The 24,718-nt window shown below is 71.8% G+C and carries 25 protein-coding genes and 1 tRNA gene; 11 read left to right on the plus strand and 15 right to left on the minus strand.

The genetic code is table 11. The features are described 5' to 3' along the window. Positions 1-107: 107 nt before the first annotated feature. Complete coding sequence (gene aceE, locus ACY0MR_RS25200; protein WP_388799226.1) at positions 108-2,840, minus strand: pyruvate dehydrogenase (acetyl-transferring), homodimeric type; 2,733 nt, start codon at positions 2,838-2,840, stop codon at positions 108-110. A gap of 418 nt (positions 2,841-3,258) precedes the next feature. Between aceE and ACY0MR_RS25205 the strand changes: the two genes are divergently transcribed. The 6 genes from ACY0MR_RS25205 (at position 3,259) to ACY0MR_RS25230 (ending at position 7,714) form a co-directional block, all read left to right on the plus strand. Further along, positions 3,259-3,681 (plus strand): DUF3052 domain-containing protein, encoded by a 423-nt coding sequence (locus tag ACY0MR_RS25205; protein ID WP_041662345.1) that lies wholly within the window; start codon positions 3,259-3,261, stop codon positions 3,679-3,681. A gap of 153 nt (positions 3,682-3,834) precedes the next feature. Further along, the gene (locus ACY0MR_RS25210) at positions 3,835-4,305 is read left to right on the plus strand and encodes a peroxiredoxin (protein WP_403313176.1); all 471 of its coding nucleotides are present in this window, start codon (positions 3,835-3,837) and stop codon (positions 4,303-4,305) included. A 127-nt stretch (positions 4,306-4,432) separates the two neighbouring features. After that, on the plus strand, positions 4,433-5,008 hold the full coding sequence (locus ACY0MR_RS25215; RefSeq protein WP_015033386.1) for a TerD family protein: 576 nt from the start codon (positions 4,433-4,435) through the stop codon (positions 5,006-5,008). 82 nt (positions 5,009-5,090) lie between these two features. Continuing rightward, positions 5,091-5,666, plus strand: a complete 576-nt coding sequence (locus ACY0MR_RS25220) for a TerD family protein (protein ID WP_266965648.1) — start codon at positions 5,091-5,093, stop codon at positions 5,664-5,666. A 28-nt stretch (positions 5,667-5,694) separates the two neighbouring features. Further along, positions 5,695-6,843 (plus strand): DUF475 domain-containing protein, encoded by a 1,149-nt coding sequence (locus ACY0MR_RS25225; protein ID WP_404080371.1) that lies wholly within the window; start codon positions 5,695-5,697, stop codon positions 6,841-6,843. A gap of 130 nt (positions 6,844-6,973) precedes the next feature. Beyond that, the gene (locus ACY0MR_RS25230; RefSeq protein ID WP_361854415.1) at positions 6,974-7,714 is read left to right on the plus strand and encodes a TerD family protein; all 741 of its coding nucleotides are present in this window, start codon (positions 6,974-6,976) and stop codon (positions 7,712-7,714) included. 104 nt (positions 7,715-7,818) lie between these two features. On the opposite strand, the gene ACY0MR_RS25235 is transcribed toward ACY0MR_RS25230, so the two are convergent. Next, positions 7,819-8,727, minus strand: coding sequence for a TerD family protein (locus tag ACY0MR_RS25235; RefSeq protein WP_473555502.1), 909 nt, complete (start codon positions 8,725-8,727; stop codon positions 7,819-7,821). 177 nt (positions 8,728-8,904) lie between these two features. On the opposite strand from ACY0MR_RS25235, the gene ACY0MR_RS25240 reads away from it, so the two are divergent. The 3 genes from ACY0MR_RS25240 (at position 8,905) to ACY0MR_RS25250 (ending at position 14,234) form a co-directional block, all read left to right on the plus strand. Further along, a complete protein-coding gene (locus ACY0MR_RS25240) occupies positions 8,905-10,101 on the plus strand; it encodes an HpcH/HpaI aldolase/citrate lyase family protein (protein ID WP_361854409.1) in 1,197 nt (398 codons plus the stop codon). An 18-nt stretch (positions 10,102-10,119) separates the two neighbouring features. Then, positions 10,120-13,236, plus strand: coding sequence for a phosphoribosyltransferase (locus ACY0MR_RS25245; RefSeq protein ID WP_473555504.1), 3,117 nt, complete (start codon positions 10,120-10,122; stop codon positions 13,234-13,236). A gap of 140 nt (positions 13,237-13,376) precedes the next feature. Continuing rightward, a complete protein-coding gene (locus tag ACY0MR_RS25250; protein ID WP_388799705.1) occupies positions 13,377-14,234 on the plus strand; it encodes an HAD family hydrolase in 858 nt (285 codons plus the stop codon). A gap of 41 nt (positions 14,235-14,275) precedes the next feature. On the opposite strand, the gene ACY0MR_RS25255 is transcribed toward ACY0MR_RS25250, so the two are convergent. From ACY0MR_RS25255 to ACY0MR_RS25265, 3 genes are all read right to left on the minus strand, one after another. Next, on the minus strand, positions 14,276-14,491 hold the full coding sequence (locus ACY0MR_RS25255; protein ID WP_148004269.1) for an FmdB family zinc ribbon protein: 216 nt from the start codon (positions 14,489-14,491) through the stop codon (positions 14,276-14,278). A 241-nt stretch (positions 14,492-14,732) separates the two neighbouring features. Next, a complete protein-coding gene (locus ACY0MR_RS25260) occupies positions 14,733-16,079 on the minus strand; it encodes a hypothetical protein (protein WP_473561883.1) in 1,347 nt (448 codons plus the stop codon). A 140-nt stretch (positions 16,080-16,219) separates the two neighbouring features. Beyond that, the gene (locus ACY0MR_RS25265; protein WP_473555507.1) at positions 16,220-16,990 is read right to left on the minus strand and encodes a DUF4097 family beta strand repeat-containing protein; all 771 of its coding nucleotides are present in this window, start codon (positions 16,988-16,990) and stop codon (positions 16,220-16,222) included. A gap of 176 nt (positions 16,991-17,166) precedes the next feature. Here ACY0MR_RS25265 and ACY0MR_RS25270 point away from each other — a divergent pair. Beyond that, positions 17,167-17,241 (plus strand) — tRNA-Val (locus ACY0MR_RS25270). A 100-nt stretch (positions 17,242-17,341) separates the two neighbouring features. Here the strand turns inward: ACY0MR_RS25270 and ACY0MR_RS25275 are convergent. From ACY0MR_RS25275 to repSA, 3 genes are read right to left on the minus strand one after another with little or no spacing between them, the layout of a single operon-like run. Next, positions 17,342-18,481: a tyrosine-type recombinase/integrase gene (locus tag ACY0MR_RS25275; protein ID WP_473555510.1), complete on the minus strand. Its 1,140-nt coding sequence runs from the start codon at positions 18,479-18,481 to the stop codon at positions 17,342-17,344. Then, positions 18,481-18,690, minus strand: a complete 210-nt coding sequence (locus tag ACY0MR_RS25280) for an excisionase family DNA-binding protein (protein WP_473555512.1) — start codon at positions 18,688-18,690, stop codon at positions 18,481-18,483. The genes ACY0MR_RS25275 and ACY0MR_RS25280 overlap by 1 nt, the downstream gene beginning before the upstream one ends. Then, entirely contained in the window at positions 18,687-20,066 is a 1,380-nt protein-coding gene (gene repSA / locus ACY0MR_RS25285) for a replication initiator protein RepSA (RefSeq protein WP_473555515.1), read from the minus strand. The genes ACY0MR_RS25280 and repSA overlap by 4 nt, the downstream gene beginning before the upstream one ends. Before the next feature lie 194 nt (positions 20,067-20,260). Here repSA and ACY0MR_RS25290 point away from each other — a divergent pair, with 194 nt between their 5' ends. Further along, entirely contained in the window at positions 20,261-20,578 is a 318-nt protein-coding gene (locus ACY0MR_RS25290) for an Imm51 family immunity protein (RefSeq protein ID WP_473555517.1), read from the plus strand. Here the strand turns inward: ACY0MR_RS25290 and ACY0MR_RS25295 are convergent. The 7 genes from ACY0MR_RS25295 to ACY0MR_RS25325 form a co-directional block, all read right to left on the minus strand. Then, positions 20,575-20,895: a SpdD-like protein gene (locus tag ACY0MR_RS25295; RefSeq protein WP_473555519.1), complete on the minus strand. Its 321-nt coding sequence runs from the start codon at positions 20,893-20,895 to the stop codon at positions 20,575-20,577. The two genes, ACY0MR_RS25290 and ACY0MR_RS25295, sit on opposite strands and share 4 nt — an antisense overlap. Before the next feature lie 44 nt (positions 20,896-20,939). Next, positions 20,940-21,098, minus strand: a complete 159-nt coding sequence (locus tag ACY0MR_RS25300) for a hypothetical protein (protein ID WP_107063396.1) — start codon at positions 21,096-21,098, stop codon at positions 20,940-20,942. Between the two features lie 13 nt (positions 21,099-21,111). Beyond that, positions 21,112-21,306, minus strand: a complete 195-nt coding sequence (locus tag ACY0MR_RS25305) for a mobile element transfer protein (protein WP_043231506.1) — start codon at positions 21,304-21,306, stop codon at positions 21,112-21,114. Positions 21,307-21,323: 17 nt separating this feature from the next. Then, positions 21,324-21,989 (minus strand): DUF2637 domain-containing protein, encoded by a 666-nt coding sequence (locus tag ACY0MR_RS25310; protein ID WP_473555522.1) that lies wholly within the window; start codon positions 21,987-21,989, stop codon positions 21,324-21,326. 88 nt (positions 21,990-22,077) lie between these two features. After that, positions 22,078-23,433 (minus strand): FtsK/SpoIIIE domain-containing protein, encoded by a 1,356-nt coding sequence (locus ACY0MR_RS25315; protein ID WP_473555524.1) that lies wholly within the window; start codon positions 23,431-23,433, stop codon positions 22,078-22,080. A 2-nt stretch (positions 23,434-23,435) separates the two neighbouring features. Further along, positions 23,436-23,792 (minus strand): SCO3933 family regulatory protein, encoded by a 357-nt coding sequence (locus tag ACY0MR_RS25320; protein WP_403313155.1) that lies wholly within the window; start codon positions 23,790-23,792, stop codon positions 23,436-23,438. A 138-nt stretch (positions 23,793-23,930) separates the two neighbouring features. Beyond that, positions 23,931-24,710, minus strand: a complete 780-nt coding sequence (locus tag ACY0MR_RS25325; protein WP_365073503.1) for a GntR family transcriptional regulator — start codon at positions 24,708-24,710, stop codon at positions 23,931-23,933. Positions 24,711-24,718 lie beyond the last annotated feature (8 nt).

The following is a 24,718-nucleotide window of genomic DNA, read 5'->3' on the forward strand; positions in this document are numbered from 1 at the left end:
GAACGCCGAAGGGCGGCGGGACCGAGGTCCCACCGCCCCTCACCAGGTGCGCTGTGCCGTCCGGGCGGTGCCGGGAGGCTTTCCCGGAGCCCCGGGAAGGTGTCGGATCAGGCGTCGCCGCCGGCGGCGCCCGGGTCGGCGGCCGCCACGTCGAGCAGCTGGTAGCGGTCCACCGCCTGCTTCAGGGCCGAGCGGTCGATCCGGCCCTCGCGGGCCAGCTCGGTCAGCACGGCCAGCACGATCGACGGGGCGTCGATGTGGAAGTAGCGGCGGGCCGCGCCCCGGGTGTCGGCGAAGCCGAAGCCGTCGGCGCCCAGCGAGCTGTACGGGCCCGGCACCCAGCGGGAGATCTGGTCCGGCACCGCGCGCATCCAGTCCGAGACCGCCACGAACGGCCCCTCGGAGCCCTGGAGCTTGCGCGTCACGTACGGGACGCGCTGCTCCTCGTCCGGGTGGAGCAGGTTGTGCTCCTCGACGGCCACGGCCTCGCGGCGCAGCTCGGTCCAGGAGGTCGCGGACCAGACGTCGGCCCGGACGTTCCACTCCTCGGCGAGGATCCGCTGCGCCTCCAGCGCCCACGGCACGGCGACGCCGGAGGCCATGATCTGCGCCGGGATCGCGCCGGCCTCGGCCGGCTTGAAGCGGTGGATGCCCTGGAGGATGCCGTCCACGTCCACGTCGTCCGGCTCGGCCGGATGCTGGATCGGCTCGTTGTAGACGGTCAGGTAGTAGAAGACGTCCTCGGCCTCGGAGCCGTACATGCGGCGCAGACCGTCCTTGACGATGTGCGCGATCTCGAAGCCGTACGCCGGGTCGTAGGCGATGCAGGCCGGGTTGGTCGAGGCCAGCAGGTGCGAGTGGCCGTCCGCGTGCTGGAGGCCCTCGCCGGTCAGGGTCGTCCGGCCGGCGGTGGCGCCCAGCACGAAGCCACGGGCCAGCTGGTCGGCCATCTGCCAGAACTGGTCGCCGGTCCGCTGGAAACCGAACATCGAGTAGAAGACGTACACCGGGATCAGCGGCTCGCCGTGGGTGGCGTAGGCCGAGCCGGCGGCGATCAGCGAGGCCGTGCAGCCGGCCTCGGAGATGCCGTCGTGCAGCATCTGGCCGGTCGGCGACTCCTTGTACGCGAGGAGGAGTTCGCGGTCCACCGCCTCGTACTGCTGGCCCAGCGGGTTGTAGATCTTGGCGCTCGGGAAGAACGCGTCCATGCCGAAGGTCCGGTACTCGTCGGGGGCGATCAGCACGAAGCGCTTGCCGATCTCCTTGTCCCGCATGAGGTCCTTCAGGATGCGGACGAAGGCCATCGTGGTGGCGATGGACTGCTGCCCGGAGCCCTTCCTGGCGGCCGCGTAGGTCTTGTCGTCGGGGAGCGCCAGCGGCTTGGACCGCACGACCCGGGTGGGGACGTACCCGCCCAGCGCCTTGCGGCGGTCGTGCATGTACTGGATCTCCTCGGAGTTCCGGCCCGGGTGGTAGTACGGCGGCAGGCCGTCCTCCAACTGCCGGTCGGTCACCGGGATGTGCAGCCGGTCGCGGAAGCGCTTCAGGTCGTCGACCGTCAGCTTCTTCATCTGGTGGGTCGCGTTGCGGCCCTCGAAGTTCGGGCCCAGCGTCCAGCCCTTGACGGTCTGGGCGAGGATCACCGTCGGCTGGCCGGCGTGCGCCTTCGCCGCCGCGTAGGCCGCGTAGATCTTCTTGTGGTCGTGCCCGCCGCGGCCCAGGTGCAGCACCTGCTGGTCGCTCATGCCCTCGACCATCGCCCGCAGCCGGTGGTCGTCACCGAAGAAGTGGTCGCGGATGTAGCCGCCGGTCTCGGTGGCGTACGTCTGGAACTGGCCGTCCGGGGTGGTGTTCAGCCTGTTGACCAGGATGCCGTCGCGGTCCTGCGCGAGCAGCGGGTCCCAGGAGCGGTCCCAGATCAGCTTGATGACGTTCCAGCCGTTGCCCCGGAAGATCGACTCCAGCTCCTGGATGATCTTGCCGTTGCCGCGCACCGGGCCGTCGAGCCGCTGCAGGTTGCAGTTGACGACGAAGGTGAGGTTGTCCAGCCCCTCGCGGGCCGCGATGGAGAGCTGGCCGAGCGACTCGACCTCGTCCATCTCGCCGTCGCCGAGGAAGGCCCAGACGTGCGACCTGGAGGTGTCCGCGATCCCGCGCGCCTCCATGTAGCGGTTCATCCGCGCCTGGTAGATCGCGCCGAGCGGGCCGAGGCCCATCGACACCGTGGGGAACTCCCAGAAGTCCGGCATCAGCCGCGGGTGCGGGTACGACGACAGCCCGTTCGGGAACTTCGACCGCTCCTGGCGGAAGCCGTCGAGCTGCGTGTCGTTCAGCCGGTCCAGCAGGTACGCGCGGGCGTAGATGCCGGGCGACGCGTGGCCCTGGAAGAAGATCTGGTCGCCGCCGTCGCCCTCGTCCTTGCCGCGGAAGAAGTGGTTGAAGCCGACGTCGTACAGCGAGGCGGAGGAGGCGAAGGTCGCGATGTGGCCGCCGACGCCGATCCCCGGACGCTGGGCGCGCGAGACCATGACGGCCGCGTTCCACCGGGTGGCGTTGAGGACCTTGCGCTCGATCTCCTCGTTGCCGGGGAAGAAGGGCTCGTCCTTGGTCGCGATCGTGTTGACGTAGTCCGTGCTGCGCATCTCGGGCACGGCCACGCGCTTCTCGCGGGCCCGCTCGATGAGCCGGAGCATGAGGTAGCGGGCCCGCTCACGGCCCCGCTCGTCCACGGCCGCGTCGAGGGAGTCGAGCCATTCCTGGGTCTCTTCCGGGTCGAAATCCGGGACCTGGCTGGGAAGGCCGCCAATGATGATCGGGTTGCGATCGGATCCGGGAGCCACGCTCTTCCTTCGCTGTTCGGTGGTGCCCACGGGGCCACGAAGTGGTCGGGATGACCATCGTGTACCCCGTGTGCGCCAGACGTCACATTTACCGAGGGGTAACCCCCGGCGGTGTCCTCCACGACTCTGGGTGCGGTCAAATCGCAACCTTACGCTCAACCCGCGCATGCGTTTCGTCCGGGCGTTCGGCAGACTGAAACCTCAGAAGTCCTCAAACCGGCACGAATCATGTGTGCCTGATCACGGAGCAGGGTGACCGGGGCGCCGGAAGTTGCGGCGAGACGGCCCCAAACGTCACCGTTTCGGCGGTCTCCGCGGCCGGGTACTTGCGCGATCCACCCCGGCACGTGTGGACTACGGCCAGCGCCGCGCGCATACGCGCGGCCCAAGCATTTACCGAATGAGCAGGAGGCAAGCCGTGAGCGCGACCGCGGACCACGCGGAGGAGCGGACCAACCCGGCCGGCAGGCTGGGGTTCGAGCCCGGACAGGTGGTCCAGGAGATCGGCTACGACGACGACGTCGACCACGATCTCCGTGAAGGCATCGAGTCCATCATCGGGGCCGAGCTCGTGGACGAGGACTACGACGACGTCGCTGACGCCGTCGTGCTCTGGTTCCGCGACGAGGACGGCGATCTCACCGACGCCCTGGTGGACGCCATCGGTCTTCTGGAGGACGGCGGCACCATCTGGCTGCTGACGCCGAAGACCGGCCGCGACGGCTACATCGAGCCGAGCGACATCAACGATGCCGCGCAGACAGCTGGTCTCTCCCAGACCAAGAGCATCAGTGTCGCCAAGGACTGGACGGGCACCCGCCTGACCGCCCCCAAGCGCTGATCCCCACGCTGCGATCAGCCCCCGCCGGTCCGCCGGCGGGGGCTTTCGTGCGTCGCCGCGCCGGGCCTCCCGGGGGCCCGCACGCCCAGGCCGTAGGGTGGGGTTCACCGATTCGGCCCAAGGTCAGGGCCCCGCCGAAGGGATGCGTACGCGATGGCGATCGAGGTCGGCGCCGAGGCCCCGGATTTCGCGCTCAGGGACAACCACGGGCGCACCGTGCGGCTCTCCGACTTCCGCGGCGAGCGGAACGTGGTGCTGCTCTTCTACCCCTTCGCCTTCACGAGCGTCTGCGCGGGCGAGCTCGGCGAGCTGCGGGACAACCTCGCGACGTTCGTCAACGACGACACCCGGCTCCTCGCCGTCTCCACCGACTCCATCCACACCCTGCGCGTCTTCGCCGAGCAGGAGTCCCTGGAGTACCCGCTGCTCTCCGACTTCTGGCCGCACGGCGAGGCCTCCCGCGCCTACGGCGTGTTCGACGAGGAGAAGGGCTGCGCGGTGCGCGGCACCTTCGTCATCGACCGGGCCGGGGTGGTCCGCTGGACCGTCGTGAACGGCCTGCCGGAGGCCCGCGACCTCGGCGACTACGTCAAGGCCCTCGACGCGCTCAGGCCCCCGATCTGACCCGACACCCGGATTCACCGGGCGAATCGACTGTTTCGAGCGGGAACCCGTCACTAGGATCCACTCGTTGATCCGATGCCAACGCACGACTGGGGGCGCTGCCCCTGGAAACCACATGGAGGGACTCGTGGGAGTCAGCCTCAGCAAGGGCGGCAACGTCTCGCTGACCAAGGAGGCCCCTGGCCTCACCGCCGTGACCGTCGGTCTGGGCTGGGACGTCCGCACCACCACCGGTACGGACTTCGACCTCGACGCCAGCGCCATCCTGGTGAGCGCTGAGGGCAAGGTCCGCAACGACCAGGACTTCGTGTTCTTCAACAACCTGAAGAGCGCCGACGGCTCCGTCGAGCACACCGGTGACAACCTCACCGGTGAGGGCGAGGGTGACGACGAGCAGGTCAAGGTCAGCCTGGCCACGGTGCCGGCCGACGTCGCCAAGATCGTCTTCCCGGTGTCGATCTACGACGCCGAGAACCGCCAGCAGTCCTTCGGCCAGGTGCGCAACGCGTTCATCCGCGTCGTGAACCAGGCCGGCGGCGCCGAGATCGCCCGGTACGACCTCTCCGAGGACGCCTCGACCGAGACCGCCATGGTCTTCGGCGAGCTGTACCGCAACGGCGACGAGTGGAAGTTCCGCGCCGTCGGCCAGGGCTACGCCTCGGGCCTGCGCGGCATCGCGCAGGACTTCGGCGTCAACGTCTGAGCCGAACCGCTCGAACCGTCCGGCGCCGCACATCCCGTGCGGCGCCGGACGTGCCTCATCACCACCGGGGAGGAAACGAATCATGGGCGTCACGCTCGCCAAGGGAGGCAATGTCTCCCTCTCCAAGGCCGCACCCAACCTCACCCAGGTCCTCGTCGGGCTCGGCTGGGACGCGCGCTCCACCACCGGAGCCCCCTTCGACCTCGACGCCAGCGCGCTGCTGTGCCAGGCCGGACGGGTGCTCGGGGACGAGTACTTCGTGTTCTACAACCAGCTGCGCAGCCCGGAGGGCTCGGTCGAGCACACCGGGGACAACCTCACGGGCGAGGGCGACGGGGACGACGAGTCCCTGATCGTGGACCTCTCCAAGGTGCCCGCGCACTGCGACAAGATCGTCTTTCCGGTGTCGATCCACGACGCCGACAATCGCGGTCAGAGCTTCGGTCAGGTCAGCAACGCGTTCATCCGCGTCGTGAACCAGATGGACGGCCAGGAACTCGCCCGGTACGACCTCTCCGAGGACGCTTCCACCGAGACCGCGATGATCTTCGGTGAGCTCTACCGGTACAACGGCGAATGGAAGTTCCGCGCGGTCGGTCAGGGGTACGCGTCGGGTCTGCGGGGCATCGCTCTAGACTTCGGGGTCAATGTCTCGTAAAGCCATGTAATTCACGATGGGGCAAACAGTGCTTCTGAAAACCTTCGGCTGGTCGTTCGCCATCACGGCGCTCGGCCTGGTCGCAGCGGTGCTCTACGGGGGGTGGGAGGCGTTCGGGATCGTCGCGATCCTGTGCGTCCTCGAGATCTCGCTCTCCTTCGACAATGCAGTGGTCAACGCCGGAATCCTGAAGAAGATGAATGCCTTCTGGCAGAAGATCTTCCTCACCGTCGGTGTGCTGATCGCCGTCTTCGGCATGCGACTGGTCTTCCCCGTCGTGATCGTGGCGATCAGCGCCAAGATCGGCCCCATCGAGGCGGTCGACCTCGCGCTCAACGACGCCGAGCGCTACGAGCAGCTCGTCACCGACGCGCACCCGTCGATCGCGGCCTTCGGCGGCATGTTCCTGCTGATGATCTTCCTCGACTTCATCTTCGAGGACCGCGACATCAAGTGGCTCGGCTGGCTGGAGCGGCCGCTGGCCAAGCTCGGCAAGATCGACATGCTCTCGGTCTGCATCGCCCTGATCGTCCTGGCCGTCAGCGCCATGACCTTCGCGACCCAGGCCCACCAGCACGGCGGCGCGCACGTCGACAAGGCGGCGACGGTCCTGCTCTCCGGCGTCTTCGGCCTCATCACGTACCTCGTCGTCGGCGGGCTCTCCGGCTACTTCGAGAACAAGCTGGAGGAAGAGGAGGAGCGCGAGCACGAGGCCGAGGAGGAGGCCAAGCGCAGCGGCAAGAAGGTCGGCGCCGTGCAGCTGGCCGGCAAGGCCGCCTTCTTCATGTTCCTCTACCTGGAGGTCCTCGACGCCTCCTTCTCGTTCGACGGTGTCATCGGCGCCTTCGCCATCACCAACGACATCGTCCTCATGGCGCTCGGCCTGGGTGTCGGCGCCATGTACGTGCGTTCGCTGACGGTCTACCTGGTCCGCCAGGGCACCCTCGACGACTACGTCTACCTGGAGCACGGCGCGCACTACGCGATCGGCGCGCTGGCCGTGATCCTCATGGTCACCATCCGCTACCAGATCCCCGAGGTCGTCACCGGTCTCATCGGCGTCGCCCTGATCGCCCTGTCCTTCTGGTCCTCCGTCCGCCGCAACCGCAGGCTGGCGGCGGCCGAGGGCGGGTCCGGCTCCTCGGGGGACAAGACCGAGGTGCCGTCCGGGGTGTGACACCCCCGGTATTGAGGAACGCTTCCCTGCGGGGCGGCCGGAGCACCCGGCCGCCCCGCAGCCATGTGCGGTGCCGGCACGGGCCCCTCGGGGGCGCCGGCGGTCGACGATCAGTGGGGGTGAGGGCGGCATGGCCTTCTGGGACAACCTGTTTCCGGGAAGGGCGGCGTCGCAGTTCGACTCGGGCAGCGCCGCGTCGAACACGATCGATCTGACGAAACGGCGCCCGTCCGTCTCGCTCAGCAAGCAGGGGGCGGCCACCGGCAACCTCCGGGTGAACCTCTCCTGGCGGATGAGGACCTCCGACCTCGAAGGACGCTCCCGGCAGAGCGGCCGGCTGCTCCGCAACCCGTCCCAGCTCTTCAAGCCCGAGGTCGTGCAGGCCCACACCCAGGGCATGGTCAACGTCGACCTGGACCTCGGCTGCCTCTACGAGCTCGCCGACGGCAGCAAGGGCGTGGTGCAGCCGCTCGGCGGCTTCTTCGGGGACCTGAACGGCGCGCCGTACGTGAAGCTCAGCGGCGACGACCGCTTCGGCGGCTCCTCGGGGGAGACGATCTTCGTCAACCTGGACCACAAGGACGAGATCAAGCGCCTGCTGTTCTTCGTGTACATCTACGACCAGACGCCGGCCTTCGACCGTACGCACGCCAAGATCACGCTCTATCCGAGCAACGGCCCCCGGATCGAGATCGAACTCGACGAGCGAGCCCCGCAGGCCCGCTCCTGCGCGGTCTTCTCCGTGGAGAACGCCAAGGGCGAGCTCACGGTCCGCCGCGAGGTCCGCTTCGTGTACGGCTTCCAGGCCGAACTGGACCGGCTGTACGGCTGGGGCCTGCAGTGGGGGCGCGGCTACAAGACCAAGGCGTAGCCGTTGCCCGCGTCCGCGGGGCCCCGGGGCCGGCCGGGTCGCACGCGGACGGCCCGTCCCGGGGGAGGGCAGCCCGTCCGCGCGGGCGGTCCGGCGCCCGGCTCTCAGGACCGGACGAACTGGGGGCCCATCGGCGGCATCCGGAAGTCCGGGGCGGGGTTCTGCTCGGAGGCGTTCACCGGCTGCGGATAGCCGTACGCCGGGGCCGGGTGCGCCGGCTGCTGGGGATAGCCGTAGGAGGGGGCCCGGTCGGGCCGGGGCGGCACGGTCGGCTGCGGGGGCAGGGACGCCGGGGTGTGGGCGACGGTCAGGTCGGGGTCCGGGTCGCCGCCGGAGGCCACGGTGGCCGCGGTGCCCCCCTGGGCCTCGGCGGGGGCGCCCTGGCCGCCCGGGACCTCGCGGAAGCCGCCCAGGGCCTCCTGGGAGCCGTCCTGGGCGCCCGGGGAGCCGTCCTGCGCGTCCTCGTCGACCGAGATGCCGAAGTCGGTGGCGAGGCCGACCAGCCCCGTCGGATAGCCCTGGCCCACGGCCCGGAACTTCCAGCCGTCCCCGCGGCGGTACAGCTCGCCGCAGATGACGGCCGTCTCCTCGCCCGTCTCCGCGGTCACGGAGAACAGGGCCAGCGCCTCGGCCTCGGGCCCCGCCGTCGCGTCGTACAGCAGGATCCGCAGGTCGGAGACCGAGCGGAAGGTCCCGCCGTCGGAGGAGGCCGCGATCACCACCCGGTCGACCGACGGGTCGAGGCTGCCGAGATCGGCCTCCACGGTGTCCGTGAGACCCTTGGAGTCACGCTTCTTCGGCAGCCGTCGCACCAGGCCCGAAGGATGGCGCGGCTGGTTGTAGAAGACGAAGTCCTCGTCGGACCGCACCCGGCCGGAGGGCCCCAGGAGCAGGGCCGAGGCATCCACGTCGGGGACCCCGGAGCCCGGGGTCCAGCGGAGCACGGCCCGTACGGCCGCGGTGTCGAGAGGGACGTTGGAGCCCTTCAGCATCGCGTGCGTCATGACCGTCATCCTGCCCTCCCGGAGGACCCGCGGACAACGCGGGGGCGTCACCCGTCCCGGGTCGCCGTGACGGACGTCGACGAGTTACCTGGATTTCATGCATGGAGGGAACTGCGGACACCCGCACCTACGTACTATTACCGGCCACATGTCGTCAGGTTCCGAAGAGAGAGGCGAGGGAGTTATATGCGTCATTTCGGGCACATCCCGTCCGCGACGCGGGCTGGTCTCTTCCACCGGGAACCGGCGGTGTTCACGGCGGATTCGCCCGCGCGCACGCTCGCCGTGGCCCTGGGCGCCACGCTCTACAGCCCGGCCACCCGGCCCCGGCTCGCCGCCGACGTGCGCAAGCAGGCGGCCCGTGGAGTGGTCTCCATGGTGCTCTGCCTGGAGGACTCCATCAGCGACGCCGACGTCGAGGCGGGCGAGGACAACCTCGTACGCCAGTTCGCCGACCTCGCCGCCGGGACCGTGACGGACGCCGACCCCGCCACGGACCCCGCCGCCGACCTGCCCCTGCTCTTCATCCGGGTCCGTGATCCGCACCAGATCACCGACCTCGTCGCCCGGCTTGGAGAAACGGTCCGCCTCCTGTCCGGATTCGTACTGCCGAAGTTCACCGAGGCACGCGGGCAGGCCTTCCTCGAAGCGCTGGTTCACGCCGAACGGACGAGCGGAAGGCGTCTTTTCGCCATGCCCGTGCTGGAGTCTCCCGACCTCCTCCATCTGGAGACCCGGGCCGAGACCCTCGCCGGCATCGCCGCGATCACCGACAAGTACCGCGACCGCGTCCTCGCCCTGCGGCTCGGCGTCACCGACTTCTGCTCCGCCTACGGACTCCGACGCTCGCCGGACATGACCGCCTACGACGTCAAGATCGTCGCGCACGTCATCGCCGACGTCGTCAACGTCCTCGGCCGCTCCGACGGCACCGGCTTCACCGTCACCGGCCCCGTCTGGGAGTACTTCCGCCCCGGCGAGCGCATGTTCAAGCCCCAGCTGCGCCGCAGCCCCTTCCTCGAAGGCCGCGCCGAGGACCTGCGCACGGCCCTCATCGAGCACGACCTCGACGGCCTGCTGCGCGAGATCGAGCTCGACCGCGCCAACGGCCTGCTCGGGAAGACCTGCATCCACCCCACCCACGTGGTGCCGGTGCACGCGCTCTCCGTGGTCAGCCACGAGGAGTGGAGCGACGCCCAGGACATCCTGCGGCCGGAACAGGGCGGTGGCGGGGTGCTCCGCTCCGCCTACACGAACAAGATGAACGAAGTGAAGCCGCATCGCGCGTGGGCCGAGCGCACCCTCCTGCGCGCCGAGGTCTTCGGCGTCGCCAAGGAGGACGTCGGCTTCGTGGATCTGCTCACCGCCGGACTGGCCGGCTGACGAAGGGACGTCGACGACGTGGTGTGGACCGGAACGTGGGTCGCGGAGCGACTGGGCGTCGAACTGATCGGCGACGAGGCGCTACCGACCCTGTTGGGCCTCGCGCTGCGTCGCAACCCCAAGCGCGCGCACCTGCTCGTCTCCAGCGTGCTCGGCAAGCACGTGCCCCAGCGGCCGTCCGTGGTCCACGGCTCCGGCCTCGACCTGGGCCGGCGCGTCCGCGCGCTCCTCGGCGACGAGGAGGCGGCGCGCGCCGTCGTCCTCGGGTACGCCGAGACGGCCACCGCCCTGGGGCACGCCGTCGCCGACGGCCTCGGCCTCGCCCCGTACCTCCACTCCACCCGGCGGCCGGTGGCCGGGGTCGCCCGCGCGGGCGGCTTCGAGGAGTCCCACTCGCACGCCACCTCGCACCTGCTGCTGCCCGAGGACCCGAAGCTGCTCGCCGGCGACGGCCCGCTGGTCCTCGTCGACGACGAGTTCTCCACCGGCAACACCGTCCTCAACACCGTGCGGGCCCTGCACGAGCGCTACCCGCGCGACCGGTACGTCGTCGTCGCCCTCGTCGACATGCGCTCGGCGGCCGACCTGGGCCGTCTGGACGCCTTCGCGGCGGAGATCGGCGCCCGGGTGGACCTGATATCCGGCGCCGCCGGCACCGTCCGCCTCCCGGACGGGGTCCTGGAGAAGGGCCAGGCGCTGGTGGCGGAGCACGAGCGGGCGTACGAGCCGGCGCGCGGACCGGTGGGTGAGCCGGTGAGCGGGACCGTTGGCCGGGACGCGGGCGGGGACGCGGCGACCGGGCGGGCGGACGCCGTGACCGGCCGGAGGGACGCCGTGACCGGCCGGAGGCAGGCGGACGGCGATGCCACGACCGGGCGCGGGGACGCGGGCGGGGATGCCGTGTCCGGGCGGGGGGACGCGGGCGGGGATGCCGCGTCCGGGAGCGGGGACGCAGGCGGGGATGCCGTGTCCGGGCGGGGGGACGCCACTGCCGGGCACGGACGCGCGCACGTGCGGGTGGCGCTCGACTGGCCCGAGGGGCTGCCCGACGGCGGCCGGCACGGCTTCACGCCCGACCAGCGGGACCGCCTGGAGGCGGCGCTGCCCGGGATGGCGGCCAGGATCGCGGAGGCGCTCCCGGGCGCGGCCGACGGGGCACCGAAGGCCTCGGCCGGCGGGGCGCGGCAGAGCCCGGCCGGAGGGGCGTCGCGGATCCCGGGCGACGAGGTACGGGCGGCGGCTGCGGCCGAGGGGGCGCGGCCCGCACCGGCCGGCGAGGCGCGACCCGCCGCCGACGAGGCCCAGCAGGTGGTCCCGGCCGAGGCGGCGCAGCCGGTGGTCCCGGCCGAGGTGGCGCAGCAGGTGGTTCCGGCTGAGGTGGCCCAGCAGGTGATCCCGGCCGAGGCGGTTCAGCAGGCGGCCCCGGCCGAGGAGGCGGCGTCCGCCCCGGCGCCGTCCGCGCCCACCGACGCGGCCCGGACCACCCCTCCCGTCCCCGTCCCCGTCCCCAGCCCGGCCCGGCCGGCCGCAGGCCCCCGCGTGCTCGTCCTCGGCTTCGAGGAGCTGATGTACGCGCCGCTGCGCCTCGGCACCGCACTGGAGGAGGCCGGGCACGACGTCCGCTTCTCCACCACCACCCGCTCGCCCGTCCTGGCCGTCGACGACCCCGGCTACGCGATCCGCACCCGGCTCGTCTTCCCGGCGCACGACGACCCCGCCGACGGCCCCGGCGAGCGCTACGCCTACAACGTGGCCGGCGCGGGCTTCGACGCCGTCGTCCTCGTCGTCGACTCCGCCGCCGACACCCCGGCCCTGCACGCCCCGGACGGCCTGCTCGCCCAGCTCGCCGCGCACATCCCGCGCGTCGTGCTCGCCGTCGTCCCCTCGTACACGCCCACCGCCTCGCCGTACGTTCCGCACGACGCCACGCCCGAGGTCACCGACGCCACCGAAGCTCCCGAAAGGAGCTCCATGCTGCCCGAGCCCCTCCGCGGCCCCGCCTTCTCCTCGTACGCACCCGAGGAGGTCGGCTGGCTGCTCCAGGACCTCTCGGACGTCGAGCTCGAGGCACCCACCGAGGAACGCGAGGAAGCCATCCAGAGCGGCGGCGCGCACTACGCCGAGTCGCTCCCCGTCGAGTACCAGCCGAGCGACCGCTACCAGGAGCTGTTCCACGCGGCCCTGGAGGCCTCGGCGGCCCGGATCGCCCGTGCCGTCGGCACCGTCACCGAGACCGTCCTCGCCGAGCGGCCGGGCCGCCGCCCGGTGCTCGTCTCGCTCGCGCGCGCCGGCACGCCCGTCGGCGTCCTCATGCGCCGCTGGGCGCAGGCCCGCCACGAGCTGGACCTGCCCCACTACGCCGTCTCGATCGTCCGCGGCCGCGGCATCGACGCGAACGCGCTGCGCTGGCTCGCCGCCCACCACGACCCGGCGGACGTCGTGTTCGTCGACGGCTGGACCGGCAAGGGCGCCATCACCCGCGAACTCGCCGACGCGATAAAGGAGTTCGAGGCGACCGAGGGGATCACGGGCTTCGACCCGGAGATCGCGGTGCTCGCCGACCCCGGCTCCTGCGTCCGCACGTACGGGACGCGCGAGGACTTCCTCATCCCCTCCGCCTGCCTCAACTCGACGGTCTCCGGCCTGATCTCCCGCACGGTGCTCCGTGCCGACCTGGTCGGACCGAACGACTTCCACGGCGGGAAGTTCTACCGCGAGCTGGCCGGCGCGGACGTCTCCGGCGTCTTCCTCGACGCCGTCGCCGCCCGCTTCGACGAGGTCGCCGCGGCCGTCGACACGGACGTCAAGGAACTCCTGGCCGCCGACCGCACCCCGACCTGGGAGGGCTGGGCCGCCGTGGAGCGGATCAGCGAGGAGTACGGCATCCACGACGTCAACCTGGTGAAGCCCGGCGTCGGCGAGACCACCCGCGTGCTGCTCCGCCGCGTTCCCTGGAAGATCCTGGCCAAGCGGGGCGCGGAGGCCGACCTCGCGCACGTCCGCCTGCTCGCCGAGCAGCGCGGCGTACCCGTCGAGGAGGTCGACGAACTGCCGTACAGCTGTGTCGGTCTGATACACCCTCAGTACACGAGGGGCGCGACGGGCGCCGACGGCAAGGCGGTGGTGTCCCAGTGAGCACGAAGAACACGGCGAAGAACGCGGACGCGGCGAAGCGGGCGGCGACGGCGGCCCGGCCGGTCACGGCGGGTGCGACGGCCACGGAGACGGTGACGATCCCGGCCCCCGTCCACGCCTCCGTCCCGGCTCCGGCCCCGGTGCCGCTCCCGGCGCAGACGGCGGCCGCGGCGCAGGCCCCGGCCGCGGTCGCCCCGGTCCTGGTCGCGAGCGACCTCGACCGCACCCTGATCTACTCCTCCGCGGCGCTCGCGCTCGGCATGCCCGACGCCCAGGCGCCGCGGCTGCTCTGCGTCGAGGTCCACGAGTCCAAGCCGCTCTCGTACATGACCGAGGAGGCGGCCGGACTGCTGGAGCGGCTCACCGCCGAGGCCGTCTTCGTGCCCACCACCACACGGACGCGCAAGCAGTACCAGCGCATCCAACTCCCGGGCAGGGAACCGAAGTACGCGATCTGCGCCAACGGCGGGCACATCCTCGTCGACGGCGTCACCGACGCCGACTGGCATGCCTCCGTGCTGCGCAGGCTCGCCGAGGAGTGCGCGCCGCTCTCCGAGGTCCGGGCCTACCTCACCGCGACCACGGACCTGTCCTGGGTGCGCAAGCACCGCGTCGCGGAGGACCTGTTCGCCTACCTCGTCGTGGAGCGGGAGCGGCTGCCCGAGGACTGGCTGGAGCGCTTCGGCGCCTGGGCGGGGGAGCGGGGCTGGACGGTCTCGCTCCAGGGCCGCAAGGTGTACGCGGTGCCGAAGCCGCTGACCAAGAGCGCGGCGGTCCGCGAGGTCGCGCGCCGCACCGGCGCGTCGCTCACCCTGGCCGCCGGGGACTCGCTGCTCGACGCGGACCTGCTGCTCGCCGCGGACCGGGCGTGGCGCCCGGGCCACGGCGAACTGGCCGACAGCGACTGGACGGCCCCCCACCTCGATGTCCTCGCGGAACGCGGGGTCGCGGCGGGGGAGGAGATCCTGCGCCGCTTCCGGGCGGCCGCCGCCGTCTGACGGCGACCGCGTCCTCGACCGGCCCGGGCGGGGGCGCGGGATCAGCCGCAGCAACCGCCGCCGCAGCAGCCGCCGCCCCCGCCACCGCTCGGCGCGGGGGAGGCGGAGGCCGAGCCGCCGACGGCCACGGCCGAGAGCAGCTTCACGGTGTCGTCGTGCCCGGCGGGGCAGGACGCCGGGTCGGAGGACTCGGCCATGGGCCGGCTGAGCTCAAAGGTGTCGCCGCAGGTCCGGCAGCGGAATTCGTAACGAGGCATGGGGACAGGCTAGAGCCTGCGAGGAGCCGGGGGCAGGGGACCGGACCGGGCCACGGGTCATCGAGCTGGGGCAGGGGGCTGGACCGGGGCCGCGGGTCGTCGCCGGGGGCAGAGGACCGGACCCGGGCCGCGGGTCATCGCCGGGGGGCAGAGGACCGGACCGGGCCGCGGGTCATCGCCGGGGCGGCGGACCGGACCGGGCCGCGGGTCGTCGCCGGGGCGGCGGACTGCCGGGGCGGGCTCAGTGACCGCCGGCGCCCCGGTCCTCGCGGATCTGCCCGACGACGTGGGCGGCCGTGTTCCGGACGCCCTCCAGCTCGGTCAGGAAGTGCCAGTAGTCGGGGTGCCGGCCCTCCAGACCGGCGACCGCCCGGTCGATGCGGGAGACGGCCTCGTCGAGGGGGCGGGCGTGACGGGGGTCGGGGGTGCTGCGCCCGGCCATGGCGAGGCGCTGGGCGTCTCGGACCGCGAAGCGGGCGCGGTCGATCTCGGCCCCGGGGTCCTTGGCGACGGCCTCCAGACGCCGCAGCCGGTCGCCGGCGGCCGAGACGGCCTCGTCGGTGGAGTCGAGGAGCGCGCGGACGGTGGAGAGCAGGGAGGTGGCGTCCGGCCAGCGCTGCTCCGTCCGCGCCTTCCCGGCCTCCGCGAGCCGCTCCCCGGCCTGCCGGAGCGTGTCGGCGGCCTGCTCGGGCACGTGTTGGAGGTCCTGCCAGCAAGGCGCGGTGAAGCGCCGGCGCAGCTCCGAGAGGACGGGCTCGACGCCACCCGTGCGGGTGGTGAGCGCCTCGGTGCGGGTGCGGAGGGAGACGAGGCGCCGGTCGATCTCGGCGGCCCGCTCGGGCAGCCGCTCGGCCTCGGCCCGTACGGCCTCGGCGTCGCGCAGCACCGTGTCGGCGCGCTGGAGGGTCTCGGGGACGCCGTGCCGTCCGGCGCCCTCGTTGAGCCGGGTGAGGTCGGGGCCGAGGGCGGCGAGCCGGGCGGCGAGGTCGTCGGCGCGCAGTCCGCTCGCCCGTACGGAGTCGAGGGCGTCGCTCGCGCCGCGCAGGGCCTGCCGGGCCCGCTCGACGGCGGGGGCGAGGCGGGCGAGCTGGACCTCGGCCCGCCCGAGGAGCGGTTCGAGGGCGGCCTCGAACCGGTCGAGCTCGCCCTTGACGCGGTCGAGCTCCCCCTTGGCGCGCGTCAGCTCGGCGCGGGCCCGGGTGGCGGTCGCGGCGTCGAGCTCGTCGCGGTCGAGGTCGTGGGCGTCGACGGCGCTGATGTAGCCGTGGCTGACCTCGTCGATGCGGCGACCGAGGGCCTCGAAGCCCTCGACGGCGCGGCGGGTCTCGGGGGAGCTGTCGACGGCGGTGATGGTCTCGATGGAGATGCGGAGCCCGCGCTGGGCGGTGTCGAGCTCGTAGAAGGCGGCCGCGGCGGCGTCCTTGGCGGCCTGGGCCTCGGCGCGCTGGCTCTCGCCGCGTCCGCCGAACCAGCGGCGGGTGCCGCCGCCGGCGAAGGCGTGCGGCAGCAGGGCGCCGAGGAGCACCGGGAGGGCGAGCGCGAGCCGGAGCCCGGAGACTCCCGGCCCGGGGCCGGTCGCGGATCGGATCTGCCCCCGGTTCGGCGCGTCACGACGTCGGACGTCGCTCGCCCCCCTCGCGTCGCTCGCCACGTACCTCTCCCGTGCTGTGTCCGCCGTGCCCGGTCCGGTTCATTCTCCCACCCGGTAAGGACGAACACACGGGCCGGTCAGTTCGCCGTGAGGACGGAGACGTCGCCGTTGTCGCTGCGGACGGCGAGGGAGCGCTCGCTGGTGTCGCGGCGGGGGACGTCGATGCGGACGTCGCCGTTGTCGCTGGCGCCGGTCACCGCGTACTCGGCGGTGGGGACGGAGAGGTGGACGTCGCCGTTGTCGGTGACGACGTCGACGCGGCGGGGGGCGGTGCCCAGGGTGATGCGGACGTCGCCGTTGTCGGACCGGGCGAGGACCTGGGGCGCGGTGGTACCGGTGTCGACGGAGACGTCCCCGTTGTCGGTGCCGAGGTCGAGCGCGCCGCGGGCCTCGCGGACGCGGACGTCCCCGTTGTCGGAGCGCACCTTCAGGGGGGTGGCGAAGCCGTCGGCGGTGACGCGGCCGTTGTCGTTCTCGACGGTGACGGCGACGTCGCGGGGGACCCGGATGCGGTGGACGGCGTCGCAGTCGGAGCTGACGCCGTGGCAGCCGAGGCGCAGGGTCAGCCTCCCGTCGACGAGCTTCCACTCGGGGTCGGGCCCCGACCCCATGAACACCCACCCGTCGACCTGCCGCTCGACGCGCACGTCGTCGATGTCGGCGGGGGTGATCACGAGCTCGGAGTCGTCGGAGTCGACGGTGAGCGCGCCGCCGCCGAAGGCGAAGGACTTCCGCTCCACGGGCGCGTCCCCGACATCGGCCGAGCCGCACCCGGCGAGGGCGAGGACGGCGACGAGCGCCCCGCCGGAGGCGACCAGGACCCGCAACGGACGACGAACAGCACCCATGACGCCGAGACCCCCACAGCAACCGGAGACGAGGAAGGACAGTCCGACGACCGTAGAACGCCGCCACCCCCGCCCACGATCCGGCGACCCACCGCCCGGGGGGTGGGGCTACCCCCAGCCCGGGTATCGGTTTGCAGCACCCACCGGTCCGCCATGTAGGCTGTTGCCTCTTCCACGGGTGCGTAGCTCAGGGGTAGAGCGCTGCTCTTACAAAGCAGATGTCGGCGGTTCGAAACCGTCCGCGCCCACCAGCAGGTAGCACGACAAAGGCCCAGGTCACCGGTACTGAACCGGGGATCTGGGCCTTGTTCGTTCCCCGGCCGCGGGGGCGGGGGAGAGGCGTCGTGCCAGTTACGTGCCAGATGGGTCGTCGCCGGACTGGGCCGGCCGGACCTTCCTGATCTGCTCGTCGACGTGGGCGGCGATGGCGTGGTCACGCCCGTTCACCAGGTGCTGATAGATCAGCGCGGCCCGCACCGACGAGTGCCCCATCCGCTGCATCAGCTCACGCGTCGTGGCGCCGCCGGTCGCGGCGAGGGTGTTCCCGGTGTGGCGCAGATCGTGGAAGTGGACGTCTCCGAGGCCGGTGTCTTTCAGAGCCCGCAGCCACAGCCGGCGGAAGTTGTTCCGGCGCAGCTGCCCGCCGCGGGCTCCGGTGAAGACCAGCCCGGTCCGACCCGGCTGGGCATAGACGGCGAGATGAGTGGCCAGGCTCTCCGCCAGCGAGGCCGGGAAGGCGACGGTGCGCACACCGGCCGCGCTCTTGGGCGTCTTGACCAGGATGCCGTCGGTACGGGTCTCGGCCAGCGAACGCCGTACGGCGACGGTCCGCCGGTCGAGGTCGACGTCATGGCGCTGAAGCGCGGCGAGCTCTCCGAAGCGGAGACCGGTGAAGGCCGCCAGCAGGATGAGCACCCGGAAGCGCGCCGACACGGCGTCGGCGAGCTGGAAGACCTCGGTGACGTCGAGGAACGGCCGCTCGGCCGCCTTGGCTGCTCCGGCGCCCTTGATGCGGCAGGGGTTGCGCTGGATCAGCTCGTCGTCGACCGCGGTGTTCATGATGGCGCGGAGGATCTGGTACGCCTTGGCGACCGTCGGCTCACCGACACCGGACTCCAGGAGGCCAGCACGCCAGCGACGGATCTGGGGTGTGGTGATCTCGCTCAGGACCACGTCCGCGAAGGTCGGCAGGACGTGGAGGCGCAACGCGCTGCCGTTGCGTTCGCGGGTGGTCGCCGCGTAGTCGCGCTCTTTGAACCAGGCGTCGGCGTAGACCCCGAACAGAACCTTGTCGTCAGGGTTCTTCCATTTGCCGTCGATGATCTCCGCTTCCTTGCGGACGAGCCACCGATCGGCATCGGTCTGCGAGGCGAACGTCTCGGGGGCCGATCGAGTTATCCCGTCAGGCCCTTGATAGCGAGCCTGGAACCGCCCCGAGGGCAGCTTGCGTACCGCACCGAAGCGGCGACGCTTGCCTTTGCTGTTTGCCATCAGTCCACCGCCGCGAATCGGCGACGAGTGGTGATCGGCTGGACGGTGTGGGCGACGACGAATTCCTCCAGGGCCCGCTCAGGAATGCGGACATGCCGCCCCACCTTGACGAAGACGATCCGGCGCTCGGCGATGAGCCGACGCGGAAACCTCTCGGTGGTGCCAAGGAGTTCGGCGGCCTGGCCCACGGTCAGCAGTCGGTCGGTCATGCGGTTGCTCCTTCCAGGGCGAGTTGGTCGCGTAGGGCGGCGCGGGCGGTGTCGCGATTGAGGTGGATGTCCCGGGCGATCGTGGCGGCGAGGGCGGCCTCGCCGGGGGAGTGGCCGTGGCCCGCGTACTGCCAGGAGGCGAGGACGAGCACGGTGTCCGCGTCGGCGTGATCTTCCTGGGCGGCGCGGTAGTCGGCGCGGATCTGGCGAAGGGCGCCGAGGGTGGTCGAGTAGTGGCGGGACTTGGTGGAGAAGTGGCCGCGGAAGCCGAGCATGTGGGCCCAGGCGGTGAGCTTCCGGTCCGGGTAGAGCGGTGCCAGGTCCAGGCAGGCTTCGATGAGGCGGCGGGGGTGATCGGGGACGCCGAGGAGGTCGAGCACCTCCCGGTTGCCGATCCGGCGGTCGAGGCTGCCAGTCGTCTCGGCGGCCTTGGTGGCGTACTTGGCGACGTACGCGGCCACGGCCTGTTCGGTGATGTCGGAGCCGTCCCCGAACGCCTTGACCGGGCGGATGTCGAGCTGGTGTCCCCACTGGAACCGCCGGCGCGGCTGGTCCCCGGCGGCCGGGACGGTGACGGTGGTGTACGGGTGCGCGGCGGCGGCCCGGATCGCGTCGTCCAGCAGCCGCACGGTGGCCCAGGAGGGCGGGGCGCTGCCGGGCCCGTCCGGTCCGTCGAGCCGGATGACGGCGTGGAAGTGGATGGCACCGCGCTTCTGGAACTCGGCTACCTTCCCGTACGAGACCCGCAGGACGTCCTTCATTGCGCGCTGCGTGAGCCCGGCGCGGGCGGCCAGTTCGCGGCGGAGGCGATTGGTGAAGCGCTGCCAGAGCTGTCCGGCGTGGTTGTTGAAGAGGACGGTGCCGGCGTAGTCGTACGAGTCGGGGTCAAGGGCCGTGCCCAGGGCGGGGTCGTCGTCCCGGTGCTGGATGCCGCAGCGGCAGGTACCCCGGTCGGGTCGGTTGTGGACAGGGCCGAAGGACGGGGCGGTGAGCGTCGCGAACACGCGGGGGTGGTCGCGGACGGTCGTGGGGATGGCCTTGGTCTCGTCACCGGCGAGGCCGGCGCGGATCAGGTGGTACGTGTCCCCAGCGTAGGTGTGGGCGCAGGAGGGGCAGCGGGAGGACCGGCGGTTGCCGCAGGCGACGCGGAGGCGTCCGCCGGGCTCGGTCTCCGTCGAGTACCGGCGGAGGGTCTCGCCGGACGTCCGGTCCTTGGCGAGGGACCAGCCGGTGAGGTGGACGGGGTCGGAGCAGCCGCCGGTGCGGTGCACCTGGTCCTTCCAGCGGTCGAAGTCGGGGTTCGCGGCCACGCGGAGGACGTCGTGCAGGGTGGCGGTGTCGAATCCCGCTGACGAGGCAGCTGGGACGGTCATCATGGAGTGCTTCCTTCTGGTTCTGCGAGCTGGGTAGGGGCAGGGCTTCCGGGCGGCGGAGACTTTGGCGGTTGAGCCGCCCGGAAGCTGACAGGTGCGGGGTCCGGAGATGCTCACCGGACCGGCATGGAGCGGGACTGGATGAGGTGGCCCGCGAGATCGGCAGCCCTGTCAGAGGGCGGTGCGAGGATCACGCCGTGACGATCAACCTGCACGACTTCGACGGCGAGCACTCGCTGACCTTGAACGCTGGCGGCTTGGCTGCCGATGACGCCGTAGCTGCCGCCGGACACGAGCCGAACGGGTACTTCTGGGAAGGTCTCGTGCAGTTCGCCTGGCCGGACATCGCCGAGGACCTCGACTTCGACAGCGAGGCTGGCATGTTCTGCGCGGTCGGAAGTCCGAGCGCCCTCGCACGACTCAAGACGACCCTTGAATCCGTCATCACGAGCCCTGAGGCAGTCCGCGACATCATCGCCCGCGCCGAGGCATCGGGCTTCGAGCTCGACGACTAGCGCTGTCGGCGCTGGCCGTTGAGCAGCGAGCGGACGACGACCGCGCAGACGGCGACCGAGGCCGCGGTGACGGCGGTCGCGAGCAGCATCGAGACCAGGACCGTGCCGACGACCAGGACCACGGCGGTGCCGGCGCCGACGACGGCGAGGACGCTGCCGGGGGTGAACTGGAAGGTGGGCCGGGTGGTCGGGACGACCGGGGCTGCGGCCGGGGCCATGGGCTGCGGCGCGGGCTCCACGGCGGTCAGCTGGACGACGGCGGGCGGCGCAGTGACGCCGACCGGGGTCGGCATGGTGGGGATCTTGGGGCGGAGCATGGGTGGTTCTCCTTTCCGGGCAGGTCGGATCCGTACAGGTCGGGTCACTCGGAGACGGCGGCGTCGATGACGGGGGCCAAGAGGCTGTCGGCGAGGAGGAAGCCGCCGAGGAGGAGCACGGCGACGAGCCACCAGGGCGGGCGGATCAGCTTGATGCCGAGGGCGCCGACGACGAGGAGGGTGAACCAGAGCGGGACGTCCACGGACGATCTCCGATCAGTCGGTGGGGCGGCAGCGGTGGGTGCGGGCGGCGAGCTGGGCGGCCGAGGAGCTGGAGTAGTCGGCGGACCAGCCGCAGCGGTCGGCGGTGCAGACGGCCGCGTACTTGGTGCGTCCATGGCGGTCGCGGTGGGTGCCGATCTGCACGGGACCGATGCGCATCAGGGAGTGGAAGTGGTCGCGGGCGGACATGCCGTTCTCCTTCCGGTTCAGGCGAGTTGGGCGGCGATGGCGCTGGCCATGGGTCCGGGAACGCCGAGGCGGGCGCGGAGGGTGTCGGTGTCGATGGGGGCGCCGGTACGGGCGTGGTGGTCGGCGGCGACCTTGCGGGCGTGCTCGACGAGCGCGGCCGGGACGGCGGGAGCAGGCTCGGGCGCCGGGGCGGGAAGGGCGGACACGTCTACCGGCTCGATGTCCGGCTGAGCCATGGGCCCGGCGTCCCCGCTGTCCTCCGGCTCGGGTACGTACTCCGGCTCCGTAGGCTCCGGCTTGACGGCCGGGACAGGGGTCGGAGCAGGCGCGGAGTGGGCGAGGAGCGTTCCCCCGAGGAAGGCGACCGCGGGCCATCCGGCGACGCCGAAGCGCAGCCAGGCGGGCGGGTCGGCGAGGTCGAGGAAGCCGGCGGTGGCGACGTTGGCGCCGAGCGAGGCGAAGAGCGAGACCAGGAACCAGCACCAGGCGAGGCGGGACGAGCCGTCCGCGCGGAGCCGGCGCCAGGCGGCGACCAGGAGGAGGTCGACGGAGACGGGGTAGGCCCACGCCTTCCATCCGGTCTGCCCGGCAGCGGCGGCCAGGTCGTGCAGGTGGGCGAAGGACAGCGCCCCTGCGATCAGGGCTTGGACCAGCACGGCGTCGACGCGGAGCTTGCTGGTCATGACGGCACCTCCTTGGTGGGCGTTTCGGGCATGGCGGGGGTAGGGACGTGGCGCGAGGAGGCCGCGCCGGCCAGGAGAGCGGGAAGCCTCAGGAAGTAGCCGGGGCCGCCGGGGCCGGGATGGCCACGGGCACGGCGGGCGAGGCGAGGACCGGCCGGAACGCGTCGAGCGCGGGCAGGTCCGGGGTCAGGTGGGCGTGCTTGTTGCAGGCGTCCACCGCGGCGCGGAGCGAGGTGTGGGGCGTCCGGATGCGGGACCAGCCGCCCGACGCGTCGCCGGTGATGGCGAGGCCGGGAGCGGAGACAGGAATCTGGACGGTGGCGAGGACGGCGTCCGGCGCGATGTCGCCGAAGGCCATGTTGGCGCTGGTCTCGTCGTTGACGCGGTGAGCGGTACGGACGCTGAGCTGGGCGCGGAGCATGGTGATGCCCTTGCCGAGTTCGGAGCCGAAGCGCTGCCCGCAGATCTCCAGGTAGATGCCGGCGGCGCGGCCGAGCTGGGCGAGCCGGGCGAGGGCGGTGATGATCCGGTCGCGCCGCTTCTCCTCGTCCTTCGTGGCGAAGAGCGCGAGTTCGGCGACCTCGTCCACGAGGAGGACGATGGGAACGGGGCGGAGGTGGTCGGGGAGGTCCCAGATGTCGGCGGCGATGTCGGCGTCCGGGGTGTCGGCGGTGATGCGCTGTTCGGCGCGGATGAGTTGGTAGACGTCCTCCATGTGGGAGATGAGGGCATCGAGCAGGTCGGCGGCGGTGTCGGGGTTGTCGGCCAGCGCGGAGAACCGCCGGGCTAGAGGGAACAGCTCCACCCCCTGCTTGCAGTCGATCCCCACCAAGGCGACTTCCTGAGAGGCGAGTTCGGCCACCAGATTCCGCTGGTACACCGACTTCCCCGACTTGGTGGCGCCGATGGTGAGGGCGTGCGGGGTGGTCCGGTAGTCGCGGTAGTGGACGTCCCCGTCCTCTCGGAGGGCGACCGGTACCCGCATGGTCGAGCGTTCGGCCCGCGCCGGCATCTGAACCCGCCGGAGCACGTCGTATCCGGTCATCCGCAGTTCGACGAGGCCGGAGCGGATCTCCCGCGAGGTGACCCCGAACATGCCGAACGAGTGCCGGAGCCGGTCGCACGAGGCCGCCACGTCGAAGGCGTCCTGTCCGGGCCGGAGCCCCAGCCGTAAGACGAGCCCGGTACGGGTGGGCCGAAGCCGCAGGATGCGCGGCGCCCGCGGTTCGGTGACGGGCCGGTTCGCCATCCGGGCGATGGCGAGACGCCAGCGGGGCGGCGGAACGGTGAGCCCGCAGGCATCCATGACCGCCCGGTACCGGCCGAGGACCCGGCAGGTGGCGAACGTGACGCCGAAGGAGAGCCAGTACCAGGCGGGCCGCCGCCACCGCAGGAGACCCGCGAGGACGGCGACCAGCACCACAGCGGCGATCAGCCACCGCATGATCAGGCGGCCTTCGGCATCGAGGCGCCGGCGGCGAGCGAGGTGACGGCCACGGCCCGGAAGGCGATGCCGTGCCGCCGCTGCCCGTTGAACTCGCTCTCCCACGGCCGGGCGATGAGCCCCGTGATCGCCACGGGGGTCCCCATGACCAGGTCGGCCGAGACGCCCGTCTCCGGGACGGTCACGCTCAGGATCTCCACCTCGCCGTTGGCCGCGAACATGACGTCCACGGTCGACAGCGCGGCCCCGGTCTCGGCGTCCATGGCGCGCTCGCCGGTACGGCGGTCCTTCACCTTGGGCTGCGGGGGCTGGGCCACCATCACGGTGGCGGCGGAGGTGTCGACGGGAATCTGACGCACGAAGATCACTCCTCTAGACGTCCTGAACTCCTCCACTCATGTATATGAGTGACATGAAGAAGAGTGCATCACTCCTATACATGAGTCAACCCGCCTGGACGAAGAAGTCCGAGCGGGTTGAGAGGAGTTGACCGCGCGTCAGTCCGCGGCGGGGATCCGGTACTCGAAGACGAACTGGTCAGCGGCCATGAGGGTGTCGCAGACCTCGACCACCCGCCCAGCCTTGGTGACGGCGTTCCGCAACAGGTGAACGACAGGAGCACCAGGACTCAACGCCAGCTCGGACGCTTCGGCCTTCGACGCCGGCCGGGCCTGGAGCGTCTCCACGAACTCCTCGAAGACGTGCCCGTCGCCCTCAAGCCGGGCGTAGATCCCCCCGGGACCAGGGTTCTCGGAGAACAGCTCAGGGATGTCCTTAACAACATCCCACGGCAGGTACGACGAGGCGGTCTCGACGGGCGTCCCGTTCCGGAAGTACAACCGCCGCCGGGCCAGCACCTGAGCCCCGGGCTCGACCCCGAGCCGCCCGGCGATCTCCTCGGAAGCCTCCATGGGCCCGATGAACAGCACGCTCACCTTGGCCGTGGCCCCGGACTGAGCCGACTCGGCCAGGTAAGCAGCCTTCCCACCCCGCCGATGGGACGCCCGGAACCGATCCGACGACCGCAGCCGCACAGGCGGCCGGTCCTTCACGATCGAGCCCTTCCCGTGCCGCGTCTCCACGAGCCCACTGGCCCGCACCTCGACCATGGCCTTGCGAATGGTCCCGCCGGCGACGCCGTACCGCTCGACAAGCTCGGACTCGCTCGGCACCAGGTCCCCAGGCTTGAGAACGCCGGCCCGGATCTGCTCCACGATCTCGTCGGCGATCTGGACGTACCGGGGTACCGCCCTGCCACCCCCTGCAGTCGTACCCATAGTCCTCT

The sequence above is a fragment of the Streptomyces sp. JN8 genome (assembly GCF_055808075.1).

Excerpts from the sequence above, each read along its gene's own strand:
- ACY0MR_RS25210 (WP_403313176.1), top strand. The coding sequence starts at position 3,835 with ATGGCGATCGAGGTCGGCGCCGAGGCCCCGGATTTCGCGCTCAGGGAC.
- ACY0MR_RS25220 (WP_266965648.1), top strand. The coding sequence starts at position 5,091 with ATGGGCGTCACGCTCGCCAAGGGAGGCAATGTCTCCCTCTCCAAGGCC.
- ACY0MR_RS25230 (WP_361854415.1), top strand. The coding sequence starts at position 6,974 with ATGGCCTTCTGGGACAACCTGTTTCCGGGAAGGGCGGCGTCGCAGTTC.
- ACY0MR_RS25235 (WP_473555502.1), bottom strand. The coding sequence starts at position 8,727 with ATGACGGTCATGACGCACGCGATGCTGAAGGGCTCCAACGTCCCTCTC.
- ACY0MR_RS25240 (WP_361854409.1), top strand. The coding sequence starts at position 8,905 with ATGCGTCATTTCGGGCACATCCCGTCCGCGACGCGGGCTGGTCTCTTC.
- ACY0MR_RS25255 (WP_148004269.1), bottom strand. The coding sequence starts at position 14,491 with ATGCCTCGTTACGAATTCCGCTGCCGGACCTGCGGCGACACCTTTGAG.
- ACY0MR_RS25265 (WP_473555507.1), bottom strand. The coding sequence starts at position 16,990 with ATGGGTGCTGTTCGTCGTCCGTTGCGGGTCCTGGTCGCCTCCGGCGGG.
- ACY0MR_RS25275 (WP_473555510.1), bottom strand. The coding sequence starts at position 18,481 with ATGGCAAACAGCAAAGGCAAGCGTCGCCGCTTCGGTGCGGTACGCAAG.
- ACY0MR_RS25280 (WP_473555512.1), bottom strand. The coding sequence starts at position 18,690 with ATGACCGACCGACTGCTGACCGTGGGCCAGGCCGCCGAACTCCTTGGC.
- repSA (WP_473555515.1), bottom strand. The coding sequence starts at position 20,066 with ATGATGACCGTCCCAGCTGCCTCGTCAGCGGGATTCGACACCGCCACC.
- ACY0MR_RS25295 (WP_473555519.1), bottom strand. The coding sequence starts at position 20,895 with ATGCTCCGCCCCAAGATCCCCACCATGCCGACCCCGGTCGGCGTCACT.
- ACY0MR_RS25305 (WP_043231506.1), bottom strand. The coding sequence starts at position 21,306 with ATGTCCGCCCGCGACCACTTCCACTCCCTGATGCGCATCGGTCCCGTG.
- ACY0MR_RS25310 (WP_473555522.1), bottom strand. The coding sequence starts at position 21,989 with ATGACCAGCAAGCTCCGCGTCGACGCCGTGCTGGTCCAAGCCCTGATC.
- ACY0MR_RS25315 (WP_473555524.1), bottom strand. The coding sequence starts at position 23,433 with ATGCGGTGGCTGATCGCCGCTGTGGTGCTGGTCGCCGTCCTCGCGGGT.
- ACY0MR_RS25325 (WP_365073503.1), bottom strand. The coding sequence starts at position 24,710 with ATGGGTACGACTGCAGGGGGTGGCAGGGCGGTACCCCGGTACGTCCAG.